Here is a 17,145-nt window from a genome sequence, read left to right as displayed (position 1 = left end):
GTGTAGCGTCGAGTGCGCCATTCGATCACGGGGAGTGTGGCAGCGTGACTGCGTTGCGTGACCAACCCGCGCCGGCGAGGTTCGCCGACCGCGCGGAGGCCGAGGCGTATGTGGCCTCGGTCTGTTTCAAGCACGGGCCTCCGAGGTTGTTCGGCGTGGAGCTCGAATGGACCGTGCACCACGCGGAAGACCCAGGTCAGACGCTAGACAGGAATCGGTTGGCCGCTGCTCTCGGCGAGCACGCGCCTCCCACCCTCGTTCCGGACAGCCCCCAGCGGCCGCTACCGAGCGGCACACCGTTGACCGTCGAACCCGGCGGGCAGGTCGAGATCTCCACTCCTCCCTGCACCAGCCTCCCGGACCTCTTCCGGACGGTCGCCCAGGACATCGATCATCTCACCGCACTGTTGGCGGACCACGGTCTCGTGCTCGGCGATCGTGGCGCTGACCAGCACAGACGTCCCACGCGCATGCTGCAGGTGCCGCGCTACGCCGCGATGGAGCACGCGTTCGGCAGCGTCGGCGGCGACGGCATCGCCATGATGTGCAACACCGCCGGACTGCAGGTGTGCCTCGACTTCGGTGAGGAGAAGCACCTCAAGGACCGGTGGGCGGCCGTGCACCAGCTCGGGCCGGTGATGATCGCGATGTTCGCGAACTCGCCGAGCGTCGGTGGGCAGCACGTGGACTGGGCGTCGGCGCGGATGCGGACGCTCTACGGCACGGATCCCGTGCGCACCAGGCCAAGCGCTGTGTGCGCCGATCCGGCTCAGGCTTATGCGAAGCGCGTGCTCGACACTCCGGTGATCGTCGTGCGCGGGCCGAGTCCTAGTTGGATTCCGCCCAGAAGACTCACCTTCGCCGACTGGATCGACGGGGCGCTCGACCGCAGCCCCACCAGCGACGACCTCGACTACCACCTCACGACGATGTTCCCGCCGGTGAGACCGCGCGGCTACATCGAGATCAGATACCTCGACACACCCGCGCCTGGCGGGTGGATCGCGCCGAGTGCGCTGCTCGTCGCGCTGTTCAGCGACCCGTCCGTTGTGGACGGTGTGCTGGCGGCGACGGAACGGGCGGCCGGGCGGTGGCTCGTCGCCGCGCGGCACGGGATGGCGGACGAACGCATTGCCAGAGCGGCCAAAGATGTTGTGTCCCTTGGCATTGAGTCGTTGCACCGCACCGGACTCTCTCATGATCAGATCAGCGCCATCAGCCGGGAGCTTGAGGGGAAGCTGTGACCGAAGAACTCCGCGAGCACGTGGCGGAGGAACTGTTGCGTTCGCGCGCGCGTTCCACCGCGTTGACCGATGCCGTCGACGAGCACGATCTCGTCCGGCAGCACTCGAAACTGATGTCGCCGCTGGTCTGGGACCTGGCGCACATCGGCAACCAGGAAGAGCTCTGGCTCGTTCGCGACGTCGGCGGTCGCGAGCCGGTCAGAAGCGACATCGACGAGTACTACGACGCGTTCAAGTTCTCGCGCAGTGTGCGGCCCGAGTTACCGCTGCTCAACCCGGCGGAAGCGCGCCAGTACGTCGGGGACGTGCGCGGCAAGGTGTTCGACGTGCTGGAGAAGGTCCCGCTGGAGGGCCGCAAGCTCGTCGAGAACGCCTTCGCGTTCGGCATGATCGTGCAGCACGAGCAGCAGCACGACGAGACGATGCTCGCCACGCACCAGCTGCGGGTCGGTGAACCCGCTCTGCAGGCGCCGCCACCGCCGACCGGAAACCTCGTGCCCGCAACGGAAGCGTTCATCCCGGGCGGTCCGTTCGAAATGGGCACCTCGGACGAACCGTGGGCGCTCGACAACGAACGGCCGGCGCACACCGTCCACGTCGACCCGTTCTTCATCGACACCACCCCGGTCACGAACGGCGAGTTCGCCGAGTTCGTCCTGGCCGGCGGCTACGACGACCGTCGCCTGTGGACAGATGAGGGCTGGCAGCACCGGACGACGGCGAAACTCGTCGCGCCGCGGTTCTGGCACCGCGAGGGGAACTCGTTCAGCCGCACCGCGTTCGGTGTCACCGAGCCGATCGTGCCGGACGAACCCGTGGTGCACGTGTGCTTCCACGAGGCCCAGGCGTACGCGACCTGGGCCGGCAAGCGACTGCCTACGGAGCAGGAGTGGGAGAAGGCCGCCCGCTACGACGCCGAGACCGGGCAGTCGCGCCGTTATCCGTGGGGCGACGAGGATCCCGACGAGATCCACGCCAACCTCGGTCAGCGGCACCTGCGGCCGGCGCCGGTCGGTGCCTACCCCAAGGGCGCCTCGCCCGCGGGCGTGCACCAGCTGATCGGTGACGTGTGGGAGTGGACCTCGACGGACTTCCACGGCTATCCGGGCTTCGAGGTCTTCCCGTACCCCGAGTACTCGAAGGTCTTCTTCGGACCGGACTACAAGGTGCTGCGCGGCGGTTCGTTCGGCACCGACAAGTCCGCGATCCGGTCGACGTTCCGCAACTGGGACTACCCGATCAGAAGGCAGATCTTCGCTGGCTTCCGCTGCGCCAGGGACGCCTAGCCCGATGTGCCGCCATCTGGCTTACCTGGGCACCGCCGTGCCGTTGGCCAGCATGCTCTACGACGCACCGCATTCGTTGGAGCACCAGTCGTACCTGCCCGCGGACATGCGGGCCGGCGGAACCGTGAACGTCGACGGCTACGGCGTCGGCTGGTTCCCCGGCCCGGTCCGCTACCGGCGTGCGGGCACGTTGTGGAGCGACCCGAACCTGCGTCAGCTGGCCAACACCGAGTCGACGGCTTTCCTGGCGGCGGTGCGCTCGGCTACCGCCGGTATGCCGGTGTCCGATGCGGCGTGTGCGCCGTTCACCGACGGCACGTGGTTGTTCAGCCACAACGGCCGCGTTGACGGCTGGCCCGGCACGGTGGCCGGGCTCGCGAAGACGCTGGACGTGACCGATCTGCTCACGATGGACGCACCGACCGACTCCGCGCTGTTGTGGACGGTGCTGAGACGTCGCCTGGAGACCGGGAAGAACCCGGCGCAGGCGCTTGTTGAACTCGTGCAGGAGGTGGCGGACGCGGCTCCGAACTCGCGCCTGAACTTCCTGCTGACCAACGGAGAAGTGCTCGTGGGGACGACGTGGACACACGCCCTGTGGGTGCTGCAGAAAGGCCAGGGCGTGACGATCGCGTCCGAACCGCTTGACGACGACCCTGCCTGGCGGGAGATCCCCGACCGGCACGTGGTCACCGCTGTGCCATCCACTGTGGAGGTTCGACCGATATGACCGAGCCGGTGCTGGACGTTCATCTCAAGCCGGAGGACGCCGCACACGCGTTACGTGCCGACGTGCGCGCCGGGCTGACGGCAGACCCGAAGTGGGTGTCGCCGAAGTGGTTCTACGACGCGGTGGGCAGCGCGTTGTTCGAGGACATCACGCGGCTGCCCGAGTACTACCCGACGCGTGCCGAACGCGAGGTGCTGGCCGGCCGCGCGGGTGAGATCGCGGCGACGACCGGGGCGCATTCGTTGGTGGAGCTGGGTTCCGGCTCGTCGGAGAAGACGCGGTTGCTTTTGAGTGCGCTGCGTGAGCACGGCACGTTGCAGGAGTTCGTGCCGCTGGACGTCTCGGTGTCGGCCCTCACCGACGCGGCGCACGCGATCATGGCGGCCTACCCCGGCCTGCGCGTGCACGGCGTGGTCGGCGACTTCACGCAGCACCTCTCGTTGCTGCCGGGCGAGTCACCGCGCGTGGTGGCGTTCCTGGGCGGCACGATCGGCAACCTGATTCCAGAGGAGCGGGAAAAGTTCTTCCGCACCGTCCGCGACGTGCTGGAGCCGGGGGAGTGGCTGCTGCTCGGCACGGACCTGGTGAAGGATCCCGAAGTGCTGGTGCGCGCGTACGACGACGCGCAGGGCGTCACGGCCGAGTTCAACCGCAACGTGTTGAACGTGCTGAACCGCGAGGTCGGCGGTGATTTCGACGTCGAGGCGTTCGAGCACGTGGCGTTGTGGAACGCCGAGCAGGAATGGATCGAGATGCGGTTGCGCGCCAAGCGAGACATGCGCGTTTCGCTCGCCGAGCTCGGGTTGACCGTTGAGTTCCGCGAAGGTGAAGAACTGCGGACGGAAGTCTCGGCGAAGTTTCGCGAGGAAGGTGTGCGGAAGGAGCTGGAGCAGGGCGGTTTTTCCTTGCACCGCTGGTGGACCGACACGGAGGGCAGGTTCGCCGTCTCATTGGCCCAGGCCGTCTAGGGACACAACCCTCCGATAGGCGGGTACAAACGGTGCACCGTCGGTGATGGGGTGCATCAGTGACGTACACCTCTGCATCCGTCCGCCTGGCACTGGCGTCCTCGCTCGTGCTCGGCACTGTTGTTTCCGGTCTGGGCACCGCAAGTGCCCAGACCGAGGCATCTTCCGTCAGACCCGCTGCCTGGGGGCAGTGCGCGGCGAACGAGCTCGCTGCCCTTCCGGCCTCCGTGACGCCCGAGGAGAAGGCGCGGCTCAGCTGCGCCGTCCAGGAAGTGCCCGTCGACCACTCGCGTCCGCGCGGTGAGAAGACGGGCATCGCCATGATGAAGCGGCCCGCGAACGACCCGTCGCGCAAGATCGGGTCGATCTTCCTCAACCCCGGTGGTCCCGGTGGTTCCGGTTACGTCCGCGGCGCTGTCGCGAAGAACTACTTCCCGGCATCCGTGCTGGACCGGTTCGACATCGTGGGCTTCGACCCGCGCGGTGTCGCCCGCAGTGCGCCGTTGCGCTGCTTCCGCACCCAGGAAGAGGCCGACGCGGTGAACGAGGGCTGGTTCAGCCTCCCGATCACCAAGGAGGAGATCGCCAGCTCGCTGCGGCAGTCGAAGGCCTACACCGACTACTGCAAGATCAACGCCGGTCCGCTGCTCAACCACATGTCGACCGAGGCCGTCGCGCGCGACCTCGACGTCATGCGCGAGGCCGTCGGCGACAAGCAGCTGAATTTCGTCGGCTTCTCCTACGGCACGCTGCTCGGCTCGACGTACGCGAACATCTTCCCGCACCGCACGCGGGCGATGGTGATCGACGGCAACGTCGACCCGCAGCTGCGCCTGACCAACGGCACCGAGTACGACCGCCAGCGCGCCAAGGGTTTCGAGATCGCGCTCGACGCGATGCTCAAGCGCTGCGACTCGGTCGGCACGGCCAAGTGCGCGTTCTCCGGCAACTCCCGCCAGAAGTTCGAGAACATGAAGGCGGCGCTGCGGAAGAACGGCCCGGTCACCGTGCCGGGTGAGCCCGCTCCGGTCTCGCTGTCCACCGTCGTGGGCCGCGTCGCCGGCGACCTGTACTCGGTGGCGCGGATCAACACGCTGGTGCCGTGGCTGCAGAAGGTCCACGTGGCCCTCAACCCGGCCGAGGCGTCCGCGGCCGCGCTCAGTGCTGAAGCGTCCGTTGTGGACGTTCCGGCTCCGGCGACCGGTAACGGCCGCTGGGACGTGGACCCGCTGGCGGACACCCCGTACACCGCCGACGACTCGTACTTCGCGGTGAACTGCATCGACAAGCCGTTCGCGCGGACGAACCGCTTCTGGGAGCAGACGGCGAACAAGTGGGAGAAGGAGTCGCCCACGTTCGGCCGCTACCAGGCGGCTGCGGACCTGATGACGTGCCCGACGTGGCCGACGCGCCACCCGGACCGCTGGATCGGCCCGTGGAACCGCCACACCAAGAACCCGATCGTCGTGGTGGGCAACTACTACGACCCGGCGACGCAGTACCTGTTCTCGCAGCGCATGGCCAAGCAGCTCAGCAACGCGCGGCTGATCAGCGTCGACTCGTTCGGCCACTGCATCCTGGGCCGCTCGGCCGGCACGGACGCGGCCGTGGCGAAGTACCTGGTGGACCTCGAAGCGCCGGTTGACGGTTCGGTGTTCCAGCCGAACGTTCAGCCGTTCGCCTGATCGATCTTGCGGCGGTGGCGGTACAGCACCGTCACCGCCGCAATCGCCAGGAGCACGCCGGTCACGATCAGCCAGGCCGGGTTGTTCGGCTCCTCGGCGAAGCTCGAGCTCATGGGCACGCCCCTGATCGTGGTGAAGCCCGTCGTCGGCTCGTCGTTCGGAATGAGGGTCTGACCCGCGGCCAGCGCACCGATCGCGCAGACCGCGAACACGGCCCACGTGCGTTGCTTGATCGCTGTTGCGATCAGCAGCACACCCGCACTGAGGAACGGCGTCAGCGAGGCTGATGCCAGCGACACCAGAGCCACGGCACCGTTGACGCCGTCCTTCCTGACCATGGCCCGGACCGCCAGTGCGAGTGTCGCGGTGATCGCGACGATCGTGATCAGCAACGTCCACGGTCCCCGCTGATCCATCAGCGCGAGTGCCAGAATCCCGATGCCCGCCAGGTAGTGCGCGTCCCGGCGAGGACCCGCGGCGGCCGCGGCGGCGGCGAACAGCACGATCGGGGCCTCGTACGGCATCGCCACCACCGCCACGGCGTACACCGCTCCTGCGATCGCGGTGCGCCAACTGGCTCGCCGGATCGACCAGCCCAGCACACCGATGGCGACCACCCACGCCGGTACGACCGGCAGTTCGAGGAAGAACCTGGTGACGTCGGGGGAGTAGAACTTCTCGTCGCCGGTGTACCAGCCGGGCTCGGTGCCGCTGCACATGGCGCTGCCGTTGAGGCAGACGGAGTCGAGGTGCCCGAACTCGACCATCATGAACACCGAGCGCACCGAGTACGCGGCGATTCCGGAGATCACCAGCGCGACCCAGGCGGGACGCGGTGCCACGACGATCAGCAGGACCGCGACCGCCAGTGCGGCGAACTGAAGCGGTGGCAGCCAGTGCAGCTGTTCGTTGATCAGGGCGAGCGCAGCGAGTGCCGCCCCGAAGATGGCCGTCCCCCAGATCACAGCAACGCGCTCCTCACGATCAGCACCACGGCGCTCGCCCCGGCCACGATCAACATAGGGGTCCGGATGCCGCCCGCGTCGAACTTCTTGCGCAACGGTCCCGAGAGCAGGAACCCGGCCACCAGGAACGGGATCAGCAGCACCCCGGACCACAGCTGGTGCGCGGTCACGTTCCCCGTGGCGGTGAGGCCGATGATCGAGACGACGGAGCCCAGCGTGAAGAACGCCGCCAGCGTCGCCCTGACCTGCGGGCCCTCCTGGTTCTGGTAGAGCAGCGCCACCATCGGGCCGCCGATCGACGTCGCCGTGCCGAACGACCCGCTCGCGACCCCGGCCGTGACGAGGGAGGGCGGCGTGGGCTGCGGGCGCCACGAGATGACCGAGAGCAGCACGCACGCCAGCACCGCCGCGCCGACCACCACGCCGAAGCTCTTCTGGTCGAGCGAGTCGACGATCCAGATGCCGATGACGGTGCCCGGCAGGCGGCCGAGCATCGCCCAGCCGACGCCGCGCCAGTCGACGTGGCCGAACTCCCTGACCAGCGACATCATCGCGTGCGCGCTGGCGACGACCAGCACGGGCACCGGGACGAGTGCGGGATCCAGCAGTGCGAGCAGCGGCACGGCGACGAGCGCCAGACCGAAGCCGATCAGACCCTGCAGCAGCCCTCCGAAAGCGACGACGACACCTGCGACGACCAGCAACCCCCAAGACATAGTTAGCGATGCTATCGACCCGCTGGATGTCCCTCGACCAGGTTTTGCTTGCTGTTGGCCTGGCGTTGGTCAAGGACACTTATGGTCCGCGCCATGACCGCGTCTCGTCGTTCTTTTCTGCTCGGCACCGGTGCGACCGCCGCCGCTGCCGCCCTGGTCACGCCCGGTTCCGCCAACGCCGACATCGTTGTCAAGGGCGGTCGGCCCGACCCGGAGGCGCGGCGGTTCACGCTCGCCGTGATCCCGGACACGCAGTACATGTTCGACCTGGACCGCGGCGACTCGGCGCCGATGAAGGCGACGCTGCAGTACCTGATCGACCACCAGAAGTCGGAGAACATCGTCTTCATCAGCCACCTCGGCGACCTCGTCGAGAACGGGCAGAAGAGCGAGATCGACGACATCAGCGCGCGGTTCGAGGTGCTCGACCGGCGCAGGGTCGGGTACAGCGTGCTCGCGGGCAACCACGACCTGCCGGACTCGCGCACCGACGACCAGCGCGGCCGCACGCCGTACCTGGACAGGTTCGGCCCTGCCCGGTTCCGGCACTCGCCGACGTTCCGGGGAGCGAGCGCGGACGGCTACAACTCGTTCCACGTCTTCCGGGCCGCCGGCAAGGAGTGGCTGGTCCTGGCGCTGGACTGGCGCATGTCGGCCAAGGGCTTCGCGTGGGCGCGTGAGGTGCTGAAGCAGCACGCCAAGCTGCCGGTCATCCTCACCACGCACGAGCTGGTCTACGACGGCGGCGAGGGCAACGCCACGATGTCCGACTACGGCCGCAAGCTGTGGGACGAGCTGATCAAGGACAACGACCAGATCTTCCTGACTTTGAACGGGCACTTCTGGCCGCCGGCGCGGGCGACGATGCGCAACGCCGCGGGCAACGACGTGCACGTGCACATCACGAACTACCAGGACCGCTACTACGGCGGCGGCGCGATGATCCGGCTCTACCACTTCGACCTCGACCGCAAGACGATCGACGTGCGCACGTTGTCGCCGTGGCTGCTCGGCAAGCGGACGCTCAACCCGTTGGAGCGCAAGGAGATCGAGCTGACCGGACCGGCCGACCGGTTCAGCGTGCCGATCGACTTCGAGCAGCGGTTCGCCCGGTTCGACCCGCCGGTCCTGCCGCCCGCGCAGCCGGCCCGCGACGTGGTGGTGCCGGGCACCGTCGCGTACTGGCGGCTCGGCGAGGGGTTGAAGGACCTGTCGGGCAACGGGAACGACCTCAAGCAGACCGGCACGCTCACCGGGTCTGACGACCACCACCGGTTCGCGCCGTCGCACCGCTCGTTGTACTTCGGCAAGAACGGCTACCTGACCACTGTGGACGGTGCGCCGCTCAACAAGCAGACGTTCGAGCGCGGCTACACGATCGAGCTGTTCCTCAAGCTGCCCAAGGACTTCAACCACCCGTGGTGCGGGTTGTTCACCAAGCTCGCGCCCGGTTCGGCGGCGGGCAAGACCGGGGACGACCCGAGCGAGCCGATCGCCACGCTGAACCTCGCGGGCGGTGGCAGCCTGCAGTGGGCGGTGTTTCCTCGCAACCTGCCGGGCATCTCCACGAACTGGGGCCACGAGATGCCGTACGAGACGTGGTGGCACGTCGCGGTGGTCAACGACGGTACGCACACCACGTTGTACGTGGACGGCTCGCCCTTGCTGCGCAACCCGTCCACGCCGGCGCGCGGCATCTCCACCGCCGGTGACCCGTGGCTCGTCGGTGCCTACGCGTACAACAAGATCGTCGAGAAGTCGTTGTACGGCTGGATCGGCGACATGCGCGTGGTGAGTCGGCCGCTCGACCGCTCCGAGTTCATGCGGTCGAAGGCAGCCCGAACTTCGGGAACAGACTGAGGTCGAAGAACGACGAGACGTGCGTGATCCGGTCGTCTTCGATCTCCAGCACCTGGAGGTTGAACGGCCGGAACACGTCGTCCTCTGCTCTCAAGTAGAGGCCGTACGCGGGCTGGCCGTTGGCTTCCACGGCGATCATGCGCGCACTGTTCGGCACGGCCGGGCACTGGTTCGTGAGGTGCCACGCGACCATCTCGGGGCCGCGGTACCACTGCGGGTACGGCGGCATCTCCCAGACGACGTCCTCGGTGAACATGCCGATGATCGCCGGGATGTCCTTGGCCTCGAACGCTTTGACCCACCTGTCCAGCAGCGGTTTGGCGTCGGCCGGTTCGGTGACCGCGTCCTCGCTGAGGTCCTTGAGCTGCGCGTGGGCCCTCTGCAGGGCGCTGTTGACGGCCGCGACGGTCATGTCGAGCTGGTCGGCGGTCTCGGCCGCCGTCAGCTTGAGGACGTCGCGCAGGATCAGCACCGCGCGTTGCCGGGGTGGCAGGTGCTGGAGCGCCGCCACGAACGCCAGCCGGGTGGACTCGCGTTCGGTGACGATCGCGGCCGGGTCGGTCGGGAACGGCTCCAGCCACGGGATCTCGTGGTCCTGGGTGAGCGGGTCGGTTTCGGTGGCGCTCGCGGCGAGTCCGAACGGCAGCGGGCGGCGCGTGCGGGTGTCGAGCGCGGTGAGGCAGACGTTCGTCGCGATCCGGTACAGCCAGGTGCGCACCGACGAACGGCCTTCGAACCGGTCGTACGACTTCCACGCGCGCAGATACGTCTCCTGCACCAGGTCCTCGGCGTCGTGCAGCGAGCCGAGCATCCGGTAGCAGTGCGCGAGCAGCTCCCGCCGGAACGGGTCGGCCACCGTCGCGAAGTCCACTGTCACCCTTGCACTCCAATCGCGTTCTGCAGTCTGCTGATGGACGTTTGGATGTGGTCCCTGAGCTCCGGCGGTTCGTGCACGGTGAACTCGTAGCCGAGGAACATCAGGTGGAACACGATCCGGTCGAGGGAGTCGGCGCCGGTGCGCATGCGGCACGAGTTGTCGTCGATCGGCTCCAGCGCCGCCGACATGGGCGTGGTGCGGTCGGCGACGTCCTGCAGCGGCGCGTGGATCGTCAGCACCGCCTGGTAGGTGTAGACGTTCGAGGAGACCTGGCGGGACACGAACTCGCCGAGGCTTTCGGCCGGCGGTTCGCGCGGCGTGAAGCGTGCGGCGAGCGTGGGTTCGTCGGGGATGCGGTCGACGCGGAACGTGCGCCAGTCCTCTTTGGACACGTCCCACGCGACGAGGTACCAGCGCCGCCCGGTGTGCACGAGGCCTTGAGGTTCGACGAGACGTTGCGCGGGCTCGCCTTGCGTTGGGGCATAGGTGAAGCGCAGCTGCTGGTGGTCGCGGCAGGCGGCGGCGATGATCGTGAGCGTCTCGGGGTCGACTGTGGGGCCCGCGTTGGTCAGGGGAGTGGTGTGGGCCTGGAGCGCCTGCACTCGTCGCCTCAGTCGGTGTGGCAGGACCTGTTCCAGTTTCGTGAGGGCGCGGATCGACGTCTCCTCGATGCCCGCGATCGTGCCGTTGGCGGCTGTTCGCAGCCCTACTGCCACGGCGACGGCTTCGTCGTCGTCCAGCAGCAGCGGTGGGAGTTCCGCGCCGGCGCCGAGCTGGTAGCCGCCGGCCGCACCGGGCAGGGACGTGACGGGGTAGCCGAGGCTGCGGAGCTTGTCGACGTCACGGCGGATCGTGCGGACGTCGACGCTGAGCCGGTCGGCGAGCTCCGGGCCCGTCCAGTCGCGCCGCACCTGCAGCAAGGAGAGGAGCTTCAGCAGCCGTGCGGACGTCTCCAGCATGTGAGGAGTCTAGATTCCATTGCGGACAACGGCCTGCGGTGGCTAAGGTTTGCGGCATGACTGCCGGGTCGGCCTTGTGCCGTGAGCGGAACGGTTGCCCGGCCCTGACTTGATCAGGGCCCCTCCGGATCCCGCGCTTCTCGAGTTGGAGATGCGCTTGGGAGAGGAGGTGATGCGCAATGCTTCCCAACGTTGGTGAGGTCTTTTCCGGGAAGGTCGTCTCGACCGTCCCGTTCGGTTCGTTCGTCGAGCACCCCGCCGGTGCACACGGGCTCCTGCACGGCCAGCAGGCCGAGGTCGGTGCCGCGGTGCAGGTGAAGGTGCTCGCGGTGGACGCCGACAAGCAACGGTTCAGCCTTGAGCTGGCCTAACGCCTGAGTTTCACCGGACAGAGGCGCCCTGTCCGGTGCATCTCACGCCTTCCGGTAATCCGCGCACTCCACGATCAACCGGTCGTGGAGGGTTCTGCGGTGCCCTTGTTCCTGGGGTGGCGAACCCAGCGCACTCGCCGGGCTGGTGACGTCGTGCAGCACCCGGTACAACACGACATCCGTTGCGGTGTAAAGCCAATCGTCCGCCTTGCCGGGCGGTGCGGCCGGTCCGAGCATGTTCTCGAACCACGCAGGGAAGAGCAGGTCCTGCGCGACCGCGCCCTCGATGCGGGTGCGGATCAGCTCGCGTGCCTGCGCGACGGCTTCGTTGCCCGCCGACTTGGCAGCGGTGTCCTTGGCGTGCTCGTTTTCGTCCGGTGCTTCCGGGCGATGTTTGCCGGTGACCGTCCGCCACTGCTTGTACTTCTTGCGCCACAACGCTTCCGCGTTCGGTGGGAGGGTGGTGAGCGCTTCGGCGGCGTCGATCGCCTCGTGTGCTGCCCGGTCGTACTCGGCGATGGCCTTGCGGGTGTTCTTGGCTTCCTGCGGCGTGAACGTCTTGCGCGCGTAGGCTTCCTGGCCCGCGAGGATCTTCGCGATTAGCGACCTCTCGATCTCCGGCCAGGTGTCGAAGTCGGCTTTCTGCGTCTCGCCCGCGCGCACTTTCCGGTTGAGCGCCACCAGGAGTCGCTCGAGCCGGTGCACGCTGTCGGCGAGCTCGGTGACCCGTTCGTTGGTCTTGGCGATCTTGCGGGTGGTGTCGCGGATCTGGTTCGTGGTGCTCAGCTGTTGCTGGGCGGCGTCGGTCTGCGTGTTGTCGATGCGGTCGCCGAGCTGCTTGAGGTCCTTCTTGAGGCGCTCGACCTTGTCGTCCAGCGCCTTGACCGGGTCGATGTTCTTCATCGCAGCGTCCTCCAGGCCCACCATGCGACGCCCGCCACCACGGCCAGCGCCGCCCAGCCGTGTGCCAATGGTGTCAGCAGGACCGCCAGGAGGGCCGCGACGATCGCCCCCGTCCTGGCCCTCGGCTCCCAGATGTTGCGTCCGACGGGGTCGACGAGGACGGCAGCCGCGACGGCTACCGCGAGGAGCACGGACAGCAGCGACCAGCCGTCGAACCAGCCGATCACCACGACGAGGGCCGCGACGGCGGTGCCCGCCGCGATCGCCCGGTTCGGGACGGTCAGGCGGGCCGCCTCGACGTCGCGGCGGGCGTGCAGCACGGCCTCGACCTCTTTGTCGGTATCGGCCAGGAGGGCGGGGAATTCGGGGCTGCCGGGTCCCGCTGCCTGCAGTGCGCGTAGTGCTGTTCGCAACGCGTGCTGGCGGTCGGCCAAGCGGGCGAACGGTTCGGCTGCCATGCCCCGAAATCGTGATCAACGAGCCCCGTGGGCCGCCAGACCTGTCGCCTGAGTTGGTCCGGTTGCCGACGAACTTCCCTCATCCGGAGCAACGAGGTCGCGGATCATCGTGATCACTTCGTCCGGAGCTTCCTCCGCTGCGAAGTGTCCGGCCTTGGTGGTGGTGTAGCGGAGGTCGGTGACCCACTTGCGCCAGAGCTCGGTGGGGTCGAAGCCCAACTGGCTGCCCCAGTCCTGCTGCATGACCGCGACCGGCATGGTGAGTTTGTTGCCCGCATCGAGGTCGGCCTTGTCGTGCTCGACGTCGATGGTGGCCAGGGCGCGGAAGTCTTCGATGATCGACGGGATCGCGTTCCTGGAGGCCTTGAGGTACTCGTTGCGGATCTCGGCGGGCATCGGGCTGTTCGACCACGCGTCGAGGAAGTGGCCGAAGAACGCATCGGCGCTGTTCGTGATCATCTGTTGCGGGAGTTCGGTCTGCTGCGCCATGAGGTAGAGGTGGAAGGCCACTTGGGCTTCGCGGCCGTGCAGGACGTTCCAGGTGTCGTAGGCCGGGACGCTGTCGAGCAGGCCGAGGTGGCTGATCCGGTCCGGGTGGTCGAGGGCGGCGCGGAAGGCCACGTGGACGCCCCGGTCGTGGCCGACGAGCGCGAACCTGCCGAGGTTCAGCTCGTCGGCCAGCTCGATGACGTCCTGGGCCATCGTGCGCTTGTCGTAGCCGTCCCGCGGCTTGCTGCTGGCGCCGTAGCCGCGCAGGTCGGGGCAGATCACGGTGTGGCTCTTGGCGAGTTCCGGGGCGACGTGCCGCCACATCAGGTGGGTCTGCGGGAAACCGTGCAGCAGGATGATCGGCGAGCCCTCGCCGGTGATGGTCGTGTGGAGCTTCATGGTGACCAGCATCGGGCGGCCTGATCAGCAGGCGATTAGCATCCACGTTCGTGCAGATCAGGGTGCTTGGGCCGGTCACGGTCGTCGGCACTGATGGTCGTGTTGTGGCCGTTGGCAGCAAACGGCGTCGTGAGTTGCTCGGTCGTCTCGTGGCCGCTGGTGGTCGGGTCGTGTCGCTTGAGACGTTGATCGACGACCTCTGGGAGGACCCACCTGCTGGTGCGGTCGGCGCGGTGCGGACGTTCATCTCGGAGCTGCGTGCCGCGTTGGGTGTTGAGGCGATCGCGACGGTTGGCCGTGGGTATGCGCTGCGGGTTGCCGACGTGGACGTCTGGCGGTTCGAGGAGTCGCCGTCGTCGGTCAGCTGGGGTGAGCCGTACGCCGATCTCGATCCGTCGCCGTGGGTGCTGCAGGAGCGCGCTCGGCTGTTGGAACTGCGTGCGCGCGCACTGCTCGATGAGGGCCGTGGGGCGTCGTTGGTCGGTGAGTTGGCCGCGTTCGCCGGGGCGCATCCGTGGCGGGAGAAGGCCCAGGTCCTGTTGGCGCACGCGCTGTTCCAGGACGGGCGGCAGGTCGAGGCGCTTCGCGTGCTGCGTGAGGCTCGTGGCCGGCTTGGTCATCTCGGGTTGGACGCTTTGCCTGAGCTCGACCGGGCTGAAGCCGACATCCTGCGTCATGCCGTCACTCGGCCTGGTTCGTACGCCGCGTTGCGGTCCGCTTCCGTGGTCGCGGGCGAGGCGGCGTTGACGGGCGGGGTCGCGTTGGCGCAGTCACAGCGGTTCGCGGCGGTGGCCGAGGCCGCACGGCTGGGCGATCCGCTGCTGGCCGCTCGCGTGCTGACCGCCTACGACGTGCCGGCGAACTGGACCGTGAGCGACGATCCCGTTCAGGCTGCCGCGTTGGTCTCCGCAGGACGGCGCTTACTGCCTCATCTGGAGGGTCCTGTCGCGTTGCGCGCGCGGGTGCTGGCCACTCTTGCGGTGGAGCATCGGGGCACGCGTGACGCCTGGGCTCTGGAGGCGGCTTTGGAGGCCGAGGAACTGGCTCGTTCGCTGGGTGATCCGGCCGTGCTCGTGATGGCGTTGAACGCGCGGTTCATGCAGTCTTTCCAGCGGCCCGGCGCTTCTGCGGAACGGGCTCTGGTGGGCGCTGAGCTGATCGAGGTGTCGGCTCGGCACGACCTGCCGGCGTACGAGATCCTCGGGCACCTGGTGGCTCTGCAGGCCTGCTCGGCCGTGGGTGACTTCGCGGCGGCTGAGCGACATGTGCTGGCGGCGGAGCAGTTGGCCGAGATTCATGAGGCGCCGCTGGTGCGCGTGTTCACGAACGGGTTCCGGGTGATGCGTGCGCCGGATGAAACCGGATACCGCGCGTTGGACCTGTCATCCATGCCGGGCGTGGAGGCCGGTTTCCTTCCGCTGGCGTTGCTGTCACTCGGGCTTCCGGTGGACGGTTCGCTCGACTGGGGGCCATACCGGCCGTGGGTGGAGCCGTTGTTCACGGAGGACGTCTCGGCCGTTTCCCTGCCCACGCCGCGTGCGGACCACTACTACGAGGTGCTGTGGTGGATCACCGCACGCGTCGCGGAGCAGCGCGGCGACTCAGCGCTCGCTGAGGCGGCTCGTGCGGCGCTCGAACCGGCCAGAGGCGAGATCATCGGCGGTACCACGGGCATGCTCTCGTTCGGTCCGATTTAGCAGTGCGGCGATGACTCGGTCGAGCGCGCGGTCGGGCAGGACCCGGCTCAAACGCGTGATCAGGGCGGCGTCGCGGCCGATCGTGTAGCGGGTGCGCGGTCTGCGGGTCGTCACGGCCTTCGCGACGACCTGGGCGGCAGCCTCGGCCGTGACTCCTGCTTCGGTGCCTGAGGCCATCAGTTCGTTGATCGTCCGGATCAGGCGGCCGTAGCGCGCGTTCTGCTCGGGCGTCATGTCCGCCGCGAGGGTGTTCGCCGTGGCGATCCCTCGTCTCGCCATCTCCGTGCGGACGCCGCCGGGTTCGATCACGACCACCTGCACGCCTTCCCTGCGGAGTGCGTCGCTGACCGCCTCCAGGGCGAACTTCGCGCCCGCGTATGCGCCGTAGGTGGGCATCGCGACTTTGCCGCCCACGGAACTGATGTTGACCACGCGTCCGTTTCGCAGCACGGGCAAGAGCGCCTGGGTGACCGCGATGTGGCCGAACAGGTTGACCTCGAACACGTGCCGCCACTGGTCCAGCGGCAAGGTTTCGACCGGGGCGTTCACCTGGATGCCCGCGTTGTTGACCAGCGCGTGCACCGAGCGGTTTCCGATCCGCGCGGCGAGTGCCCCGACCTGCTCGGGCCTGGTGATGTCGAGCAGGACCGGCTCGATGCCGGGCGCCGCGACGGCGTCGGTCTCGCGCCGTACTCCCGCGAGGACGTGGAAGCCGCAGCGGGCCAGTTCGCGTGCGGTGGCTCTGCCCAGGCCCGTGGAGGCACCGGTCACGACGACGAGCTCTTCAGATGACGTTGTCACCTCAACCACGGTACGCGCTCAGATGACACTGTCAACTGTAGGATCTGCTCATGGTCACCCGTGCGGAGTCCGCCGCCGCCACCCGCCGCGCACTGCTCGACGCGGCCACCTCGTTGCTCGCCGCCGGGGGTCCGGAGGCGGTCACCTTGCGCGAGGTGGGGGCGCGAGCCGGCGTGACGCGAGGAGCGCCGTACCGGCACTTCGCGGACAAGGACAGCCTGCTGACCGCCGTCGCGGCCGAGAGCTGGGAACGCCTCGCCGACCACGTGCGGGCGGTGCGGACCGACCCAGCGCGGTCAGCGGTCGAGAAGCTGCGTGGCGCCCTGGACGCCCTCATCGGCGTCGGCCGGGCGCAGCCGCACCTCTACCAGCTGCTGTTCTGGCAGCCCGGCCACCTGAACCGGCTGGAACGGCTGCACCGCCAGGTGTGCGGGCCCGAGGGCGACCCGCAGGCGGCTTCCCGCGCGGCCGACCGGTTCCAGGACGAGTTCCTGGCCGTCGTCGCGGACGTTGTGGGGGAGGAGGACGCACGGCGCTACGGCGCGCTTCTGCTGACGAGCGCGCACGGAATCGCGGGGATGGAGCACAGCGGTCAACTCGGCACGGACAAGTGGCAGACGAGCGCCGACTCTCTCGTGGACACCCTCATCGGGATGGTCACCGGCTAAGTGGCGTGGCCCAGAACGACGGCCGGGTAATTCACGCTCAGCAGGGCCGTGAATTCGCCTGGCAACGTT

General features: G+C 68.3%; 17 protein-coding genes. 9 read left to right on the top strand and 8 right to left on the bottom strand.

The window, feature by feature from the left end:
- The first annotated feature begins 44 nt into the window (after nucleotides 1-44).
- Genes DI276_RS09645 through DI276_RS09625 form a run of 5 tightly spaced genes read left to right on the top strand, consistent with a single transcriptional unit; the run spans nucleotide 45 to nucleotide 5,913 of the window.
- Nucleotides 45-1,244, top strand: a complete 1,200-nt coding sequence (locus DI276_RS09645) for a glutamate-cysteine ligase family protein (protein WP_112262928.1) — start codon at nucleotides 45-47, stop codon at nucleotides 1,242-1,244.
- Nucleotides 1,241-2,530 (top strand): ergothioneine biosynthesis protein EgtB, encoded by a 1,290-nt coding sequence (egtB, locus tag DI276_RS09640; RefSeq protein ID WP_112262927.1) that lies wholly within the window; start codon nucleotides 1,241-1,243, stop codon nucleotides 2,528-2,530. The genes DI276_RS09645 and egtB overlap by 4 nt, the downstream gene beginning before the upstream one ends.
- 4 nt (nucleotides 2,531-2,534) lie before the next feature.
- Nucleotides 2,535-3,260 (top strand): ergothioneine biosynthesis protein EgtC, encoded by a 726-nt coding sequence (egtC, locus tag DI276_RS09635; protein ID WP_112262926.1) that lies wholly within the window; start codon nucleotides 2,535-2,537, stop codon nucleotides 3,258-3,260.
- Nucleotides 3,257-4,228 carry an L-histidine N(alpha)-methyltransferase gene (gene egtD, locus DI276_RS09630; protein ID WP_112262925.1) on the top strand — a complete coding sequence of 324 codons (972 nt, stop codon included), beginning with the start codon at nucleotides 3,257-3,259 and terminating at the stop codon, nucleotides 4,226-4,228. The genes egtC and egtD overlap by 4 nt, the downstream gene beginning before the upstream one ends.
- A gap of 59 nt (nucleotides 4,229-4,287) precedes the next feature.
- On the top strand, nucleotides 4,288-5,913 hold the full coding sequence (locus tag DI276_RS09625) for an alpha/beta fold hydrolase (protein WP_112262924.1): 1,626 nt from the start codon (nucleotides 4,288-4,290) through the stop codon (nucleotides 5,911-5,913).
- Here DI276_RS09625 and DI276_RS09620 read toward each other — a convergent pair.
- Nucleotides 5,898-6,878, bottom strand: a complete 981-nt coding sequence (locus tag DI276_RS09620) for a hypothetical protein (protein WP_112262923.1) — start codon at nucleotides 6,876-6,878, stop codon at nucleotides 5,898-5,900. The two genes, DI276_RS09625 and DI276_RS09620, sit on opposite strands and share 16 nt — an antisense overlap.
- Nucleotides 6,875-7,594 (bottom strand): sulfite exporter TauE/SafE family protein, encoded by a 720-nt coding sequence (locus DI276_RS09615; protein ID WP_112262922.1) that lies wholly within the window; start codon nucleotides 7,592-7,594, stop codon nucleotides 6,875-6,877. The genes DI276_RS09620 and DI276_RS09615 overlap by 4 nt, the downstream gene beginning before the upstream one ends.
- A 93-nt stretch (nucleotides 7,595-7,687) precedes the next feature.
- Between DI276_RS09615 and DI276_RS09610 the strand changes: the two genes are divergently transcribed.
- On the top strand, nucleotides 7,688-9,454 hold the full coding sequence (locus DI276_RS09610) for a LamG-like jellyroll fold domain-containing protein (RefSeq protein ID WP_112263332.1): 1,767 nt from the start codon (nucleotides 7,688-7,690) through the stop codon (nucleotides 9,452-9,454).
- On the opposite strand, the gene DI276_RS09605 is transcribed toward DI276_RS09610, so the two are convergent.
- Together DI276_RS09605 and DI276_RS09600 are read right to left on the bottom strand one after the other, a co-directional pair.
- Nucleotides 9,414-10,331, bottom strand: coding sequence for a sigma-70 family RNA polymerase sigma factor (locus DI276_RS09605; protein ID WP_232836550.1), 918 nt, complete (start codon nucleotides 10,329-10,331; stop codon nucleotides 9,414-9,416). The genes DI276_RS09610 and DI276_RS09605 overlap by 41 nt on opposite strands.
- Nucleotides 10,328-11,290 carry a helix-turn-helix transcriptional regulator gene (locus tag DI276_RS09600; RefSeq protein ID WP_232836549.1) on the bottom strand — a complete coding sequence of 321 codons (963 nt, stop codon included), beginning with the start codon at nucleotides 11,288-11,290 and terminating at the stop codon, nucleotides 10,328-10,330. Before DI276_RS09600 ends, DI276_RS09605 begins: the two co-directional genes overlap by 4 nt.
- 179 nt (nucleotides 11,291-11,469) lie before the next feature.
- Here DI276_RS09600 and DI276_RS09595 point away from each other — a divergent pair, with 179 nt between their 5' ends.
- Nucleotides 11,470-11,661, top strand: coding sequence for a S1 RNA-binding domain-containing protein (locus DI276_RS09595; RefSeq protein ID WP_112262920.1), 192 nt, complete (start codon nucleotides 11,470-11,472; stop codon nucleotides 11,659-11,661).
- A 42-nt stretch (nucleotides 11,662-11,703) separates the two neighbouring features.
- Here DI276_RS09595 and DI276_RS09590 read toward each other — a convergent pair whose 3' ends face one another.
- From DI276_RS09590 to DI276_RS09580, 3 genes are read right to left on the bottom strand one after another with little or no spacing between them, the layout of a single operon-like run.
- Nucleotides 11,704-12,564, bottom strand: coding sequence for a hypothetical protein (locus DI276_RS09590; protein ID WP_157984602.1), 861 nt, complete (start codon nucleotides 12,562-12,564; stop codon nucleotides 11,704-11,706).
- Nucleotides 12,561-13,022, bottom strand: a complete 462-nt coding sequence (locus tag DI276_RS09585; RefSeq protein WP_112262918.1) for a hypothetical protein — start codon at nucleotides 13,020-13,022, stop codon at nucleotides 12,561-12,563. The genes DI276_RS09590 and DI276_RS09585 overlap by 4 nt, the downstream gene beginning before the upstream one ends.
- Before the next feature lie 15 nt (nucleotides 13,023-13,037).
- Nucleotides 13,038-13,910 (bottom strand): alpha/beta fold hydrolase, encoded by an 873-nt coding sequence (locus tag DI276_RS09580; RefSeq protein ID WP_232836548.1) that lies wholly within the window; start codon nucleotides 13,908-13,910, stop codon nucleotides 13,038-13,040.
- 50 nt (nucleotides 13,911-13,960) lie between these two features.
- Between DI276_RS09580 and DI276_RS09575 the strand changes: the two genes are divergently transcribed.
- A complete protein-coding gene (locus DI276_RS09575) occupies nucleotides 13,961-15,607 on the top strand; it encodes a BTAD domain-containing putative transcriptional regulator (protein ID WP_112262916.1) in 1,647 nt (548 codons plus the stop codon).
- Here DI276_RS09575 and DI276_RS09570 read toward each other — a convergent pair.
- Entirely contained in the window at nucleotides 15,512-16,408 is an 897-nt protein-coding gene (locus DI276_RS09570) for an SDR family NAD(P)-dependent oxidoreductase (RefSeq protein WP_112262915.1), read from the bottom strand. The two genes, DI276_RS09575 and DI276_RS09570, sit on opposite strands and share 96 nt — an antisense overlap.
- 50 nt (nucleotides 16,409-16,458) lie before the next feature.
- Here DI276_RS09570 and DI276_RS09565 point away from each other — a divergent pair, with 50 nt between their 5' ends.
- Complete coding sequence (locus DI276_RS09565; protein ID WP_112262914.1) at nucleotides 16,459-17,076, top strand: TetR/AcrR family transcriptional regulator; 618 nt, start codon at nucleotides 16,459-16,461, stop codon at nucleotides 17,074-17,076.
- The last annotated feature ends 69 nt before the right edge of the window (nucleotides 17,077-17,145 follow it).

Origin of the sequence: Lentzea terrae, assembly GCF_003265345.1 — a bacterium.
GTDB lineage: Bacteria > Actinomycetota > Actinomycetes > Mycobacteriales > Pseudonocardiaceae > Lentzea > Lentzea terrae.
This window is presented reverse-complemented; position numbering and strand designations above follow the sequence as displayed.